Below are 5,657 nucleotides of genomic sequence, written 5' to 3' on the forward strand. Positions count from 1 at the left end.
CTTGGCTTTGCGGCACCTACCACCAGCTTGCAAACACCCCACATTCCCGCTTCTCCTCGCCTCACCCAGAAGCGAAGAGGCCGAATTCTAGTGCTGCTGCCAACTTTGCGCAAGGGGTCGGCTTAGAAATAAATTGAACGCCCCCTTTGACCCCTTACCTTTTTGAACCCTTATCTTTTGACCCCTTTAATACGGATTGGCAACGCACCTATCGGGAACCCAAGCCTACAAGTCAAAAACCGCCCGCGTGACCTATTCACTGTCGTCGGGTCCAAGCTCGACGATAGCGACTACAATCAAAGGTTCTCTGCACCTGATGACTGTACAACCCTATGCGCTCGCGAACAGCCAAACGACTCCCCCCGGACGCCGACAAGCTCGTCGGTCTCTCCCTCTCGCTATTCGCGTCGGGCAGCCGGATCGAAGACCGGTTCTGGGAATCGCGCCTCGACGCGCTTCTCGAGAAGATTGTCCGCAATGGCAATCAGACTGCGCTCGATGCCGCGCTGGATCATCTCCAACTCAGCTATCCAGAAGCGTACGGCGCACTAGCCGACATGGCCGAAACGCAAAGTGAGTCCTTTGCTATCACTATAGACAGCGTGCCGCACGAGGCGCTGTTGATCGCGGCGCCCGTGCTCGCGTGGACGCGTTATGCCATTCCTTCGGGGCCGCTTAAAACGGAGGTGGTCGACGCACTACGCACGCAGTTGCAGGCGCACGTGCTCGCCCAAAACGCAAAGGTGTCGGTCGCGCCGTTTCTCTACAGCATCGATCAATTGCCGCGCCATCATGTGGAAACCGCGCGCGTTGCGCAACAATTGATGCAACCCCTGCTCGGCCAGCCTTCGGGACGACTGAATCTTGGCGACTTGCCTGAGACGGCACCCATTCTCGCCGACCCCCGCTTTCTTCTCGCGGTAGCCATTGTGCCGACGGGCGCCGCGTTGTTTCGCTGGCAAGAAGAGGCGGCAGGCGCTCGCATCGAACGTGGACAGTGTCTCGAGCAATGGGCTACGCAAGGTGGATCGAGCTTCGGCGCCATTTTGCCCGGCTGCGAATTCGAATGTCTCTTGCCTGACGCGTACTACTCGGCGTGCCGCGACGCCGACGAACAGGTAAGGCCTCACTCGGTCCGCACCGCTGTGCGCTATCTGTTCGATACGGTCGGAACTACGCCGGACGAATTGCGTGCGGTCATCGCCGGATTTGGAGAGCGGCGAGTGGACGAGTATCGGATCGGCTTTACGCGCAAGGGCAGCAACGAAGTGATTTACGGTGTCGTGTGGCCACTTTACGGCCGCGAAACCGGCGAGATGGGCCCGGAAGAAGAAGCCGCAGAACTGGAAGGTGCGGATGGCCCCGTTGAGGAGATCGTCGCGCTGCTCAAGCGCTCGGGCGTAACCGAGGTGCGTCGGCATAGCGGGCGTTTTGAGCCGGAGTATTGCGACGATTGCGGCGTCCCACTGTATGCGGACCCGCTGGGCGAAATAGTCCACGCTGAAATGCCTGAAGATGCGGAGCCCACTCAGCCTCATTTTCACTAATTCGATGATGCGACGCCCCGTCTAACCGGTACGCCGCAAGGGGTTGAAGGGGTCGAAAAGCCGTTCCGACATTATGTGGAACGGCTTTTTTTCGATTCGTCGATGAGCGCCGTATTAAATCGGACTCGAACGGTGACGGTCAACGTGCCGAACAGGTGCATGTAACGATGCTGCGCGCCGGCAGCGGGCCACAATCACGCCCCGTGCGCCCGACTGCTCGTGCGGCCCCCACGCCCGTCATATCGTCTCGACAGGTCGTTAGCAGAGCTAGGTTCTGCACCGCCCGCTCGACTATTGGATTTTTCTCGCCGACGGCAGATTTTCCGTGAAGCAACAGCGGTGAGCGGTCACAGCCAAAGGTCATAACGTTCCTCGATTTACCCGTTCAGACGATCGTGCCGCGAGCGGGAGGACTAGCAACCCGCTACAACGACGATTTATGCCAAATATAAAGCCCCAGAAGCAAATCAATTGGCATCATTTCGGCGTTCGGTGATCTTAGGAAAAATCCCATCAAATATTATATTTTTAGGTATCTTTAAGAATCCTCTCTGAGACATAAGATACGACTTAAGCCATTTAGCCTAATTCGACGAGAGCCGATAGATAAAATCAACACAAACTGTCATAAATCGAAATACTGGTTATGTTTCTACTGGTTATGCCCTATGCCATTCGGTCAGGGCGCATTTTGCGCCGTAATTCGTCATTATTGATTCATGCGCAGATCGCGTGTCCGCGAGCGAGCATCGCGCTGAACTGATAAATGACAACGCCAAGTGGCAATAGGGGCATGCATGAAATTCACCATAATCAATTCGGAAGCAGAGCGCCGGGAAGGTTTGAAGGCGCTTCTTCGGCACATCGATCGACGCGCGCGGTTCAGCGAAGCGAAAGACTGGCGACAGGCGGCTACCGCAATCCTGCAACTCGACCCCGACATGATCGTGATCGACTGGCAGGACACCATGCGCATGGGCGATCTGCGCGCGTTGATGAAAGCGTTCCCCAAGATCCCGACGGCGATCGTGGTTGATGAAGCTTCGGCCGCACAGGTGCGACTGCTGCTGCATGCGGGTGCGCTTGGCGTCGTACCGCGCAGCCTCGATCCGAAGCTCATTGTGCGTGCACTGGAAATGGTGCTGGTTGGAGGTCACTATGTTCCGGCACGCGCCCTCGACTCGGCGCTGGAGCCAGCAATCGCGTCGAGTCGGGAAACCACCTTGAAAGAGGTTCGAAAGGGCTCAAAACGCTTCAATACATTGTCACTGCGACAACAGCAAATCATGCGTTGCGTGCATATGGGCAGCACGAACAAGATCATCGCAAAGACGCTGGGCATCAGCGAAGGGACGGTCAAGATCCATCTCGGGAGCATATTCCAGCAGCTCGGTGCACCTAACCGCGCTGCGGCAGTGGCTATCTACAACGGCTGGCAAAACGGCTATCTGGAGGTATTAAAGCGCGAAGCAGATGCGTCGCCTCGCCCATCCCTAGGCGACGCGGGTCCGCTGCCGCTGCGTGCGACAGCACTGCTGACCTATGCGCCGCGCCCGGAGATGGGCGAAAGCCAGATGCCGATGGCCGCTGAACCAATACCGCGCTTCGGCGACTGAACGCGATCAAGCGTTAAGACGGCGCAACGCGCGGGCAAGCGTGTTGCGCTTCGGAAACGACGGCTGGCATAGTCGATGCACGCGTTTTTCGGCGCAAACGAGTAATATAAGATTTATGGGATTCTTCTACACGCCTCTTCCGCTTTGGCTCGCCGTGGGTGGCTGGATTGTCACGGCGGCCGTGCTCGCGCTCGCTTTATGGAAGAATCCGTTTCGCCGGATTCAGGACGGAACCTTGCAGCACGTCTGGTTTGGCATCGTCGTGGCGGTGACCGTGCTGTGGGCTTGCAATACGTGGTTCGAAGAGGGTCCCGCCATTCACTTGCTTGGCGCAACGCTCATCGTCACGTTGTTCGACTGGCAGCTTGCTCTAGTTGCCATGGCTGCAACCACTGGGCTCGCAGCCGTCGTTCTGGATGCGTCGTGGCCCGGCGTTCCGGTCACCTTCGTACTTTTCGGCGCATTGCCTGTCGCGGTCTCTGCTGTCTTGCAGAAGGCCATTCACGCTTGGATTCCGCGCAGCCTCTTCGTGTTCATCCTCGGCCAGGGCTTCTTGACATCGGCGTGCTCCGTCGCCGTGGCTTGCTGCGCCGGACTGTTGCTGCAGATCGCGTTAGCGGGCACCGAGCTTGTCATTCCCACTGGGTTCACGCTTGCAGCTTCGTTGCTGGTCGCGGGCGAAGCGGTTTTCACCGGCGTTTTCACCATCCTCATTTCGGTCTATCGGCCGGCCTGGATCACCACGTTCGACGTCCGCCGGTATCGGCTGGATCGTGGTCCTCGCGTCTGATCTTCGTTCAAGGGGCACCCGCAGCGGCCGCCCTAAATCGTCCAGTTCCTTGATCATTGAAGCCTGTCAGAGCCGGTTCATCGAAGAATTTAATATAAGATGGAACTCCCGCTTAATGTCGGGCATCTTACGTGCCTGTTGTCTCTTTAGTGCAGAACCTGATGGATAGTATTTATGTATGCCGACGACTGCTTCAGTACGTCGGCCGGCTGGTGACAATTGCATCGATGGCGACACTCACGTGCGCCGCCAGCAGCGGCTCCGCGTTCGCCGACACGCTCGACGAACGCAATGAACTCGTCAACCACTTCGTTACCGACTTTAACGCCAATCCCTTGATCGCGGACTGCGCTGCGCATGGCAGCTTCGTCGCCAGCACATCGACGGCATTCGACCATGTCGAGTTTCCAGCTAGTTCGTTCGATCCGGCGCACGGCTCCATCACGCCATGGAATGACGCGTTCGACGACCGCAAGCAACGCATCAAGGTCGACAACGTCGTGACGGTTGAAGGACTCGGCGTGAATAAGGCGGGCGATACGGAACCATCGACGCTCAAGTTCCGCTGCGGCTATGTCGGCAGCCAGATGCTTGCGTTCGGATGGAACGACCCGGTGCCTGCGGCAAGTCCCCGGGCCGAGCCGCGCTCAACGCACTCAGGTCACGGCCGACATGGCGCCGGCAAGGGTCACGGCAAGGGCACGGGGAAAAGCAGGAGCGGATCGGCATCGAAGGCCAGCAGCGGTAAGTCGACGAAAAAAACATCCGGCAAGAAACATTGATGTGCGCCGCCTTCAACATCAAACGTCAAATTGCGTTGCGACCGTCTGCACCGAATTACCGCTGATAAGGTGGCGGACGGTCCGCAATCCGACCCCGGACAGAGACCTGGTGGTAAGCGGCTTCAAGCGACTCCAAGCAGCTTCTAGCGCCGCCAGCGTCAAGCCCCCGCCGCCTCCCGCGTCAATACGTCTTCACGTGCCGCAAGATAGCCTGCAACATGGCCGCACCAAGGGCCGCACTACGCTCGCCATTCCAGCCTACGCGTTCGTCTGGCAGATTCGCGTTGTCCTTGAACGGCATCTCGAGTGTCAGCGATAAACACCCAAACGAATTGCCGACGTACTTCGACGCGAGCTTCAACGCATCCGTCTGGTATTTGCTTGCTTCATAGCCGTGGACATCCTGGAAATCCGGGCTCGCCTGCTTGAAGCACTCGATGAAAGCAGCCTGTTCCTCAGCCTGCTTTTCGGTGAACCCAGGCAGCATCTCCGAACCTGCGACAAACACGTACGGCAGCGCTTCGTCACCGTGAATATCGAAGAACAGGTCGCAACCGAGCGCATGAATCGCATTGCGCACCGCGAGTACTTCCGGGCTGCGCGTGGCGTCCGGCTCCATCCACTCGCGATTGAGGTTCGCGCCCGCCGCGTTCGTGCGCAGGTTGCCCAGCACGCTGCCGTCGGGATTCATGTTCGGGACGATATGAAATACGGCGTGATCGAAGATAGAGCGCGCGACCGGGTCCCCGGCCCAATCGCCCCACCCTGCTAACCGCTTGACGAGACCTTCGACAAACCATTCGGCCATTGTCTCGCCCGGATGCTGACGCGCGATGATCCACACTTTCTTCTTTGGTTTGACCGGCCGCTCGCTCTCTTCGACCAAGCCGAGCGTCACGAGCGAGACTGGCCGTCCCTGCAC

At 58.4% G+C, this 5,657-nt stretch carries 5 protein-coding genes; 4 read left to right on the plus strand and 1 reads right to left on the minus strand.

From position 1 onward, the window contains the following. Positions 1–332 precede the first annotated feature (332 nt). From WCA53_RS33640 to WCA53_RS33655, 4 genes are all read left to right on the plus strand, one after another. Positions 333–1,547, plus strand: a complete 1,215-nt coding sequence (locus WCA53_RS33640; protein ID WP_423922315.1) for a DUF2863 family protein — start codon at positions 333–335, stop codon at positions 1,545–1,547. A 797-nt stretch (positions 1,548–2,344) separates the two neighbouring features. Next, on the plus strand, positions 2,345–3,163 hold the full coding sequence (locus WCA53_RS33645; protein ID WP_423922319.1) for a LuxR C-terminal-related transcriptional regulator: 819 nt from the start codon (positions 2,345–2,347) through the stop codon (positions 3,161–3,163). Between the two features lie 115 nt (positions 3,164–3,278). Next, positions 3,279–3,953 (plus strand): hypothetical protein, encoded by a 675-nt coding sequence (locus tag WCA53_RS33650; RefSeq protein WP_423922323.1) that lies wholly within the window; start codon positions 3,279–3,281, stop codon positions 3,951–3,953. A gap of 161 nt (positions 3,954–4,114) precedes the next feature. Then, on the plus strand, positions 4,115–4,735 hold the full coding sequence (locus WCA53_RS33655) for a BspC domain-containing protein (protein WP_423922326.1): 621 nt from the start codon (positions 4,115–4,117) through the stop codon (positions 4,733–4,735). A 181-nt stretch (positions 4,736–4,916) separates the two neighbouring features. Here the strand turns inward: WCA53_RS33655 and WCA53_RS33660 are convergent. Next, positions 4,917–5,657 (minus strand): M14 family metallopeptidase (locus WCA53_RS33660; RefSeq protein ID WP_423922329.1); only part of this gene is annotated, 741 nt, incomplete at its 5' end.

The organism is Caballeronia sp. (genome assembly GCF_049581465.1).
In the GTDB taxonomy this organism is placed as follows: domain Bacteria; phylum Pseudomonadota; class Gammaproteobacteria; order Burkholderiales; family Burkholderiaceae; genus Caballeronia.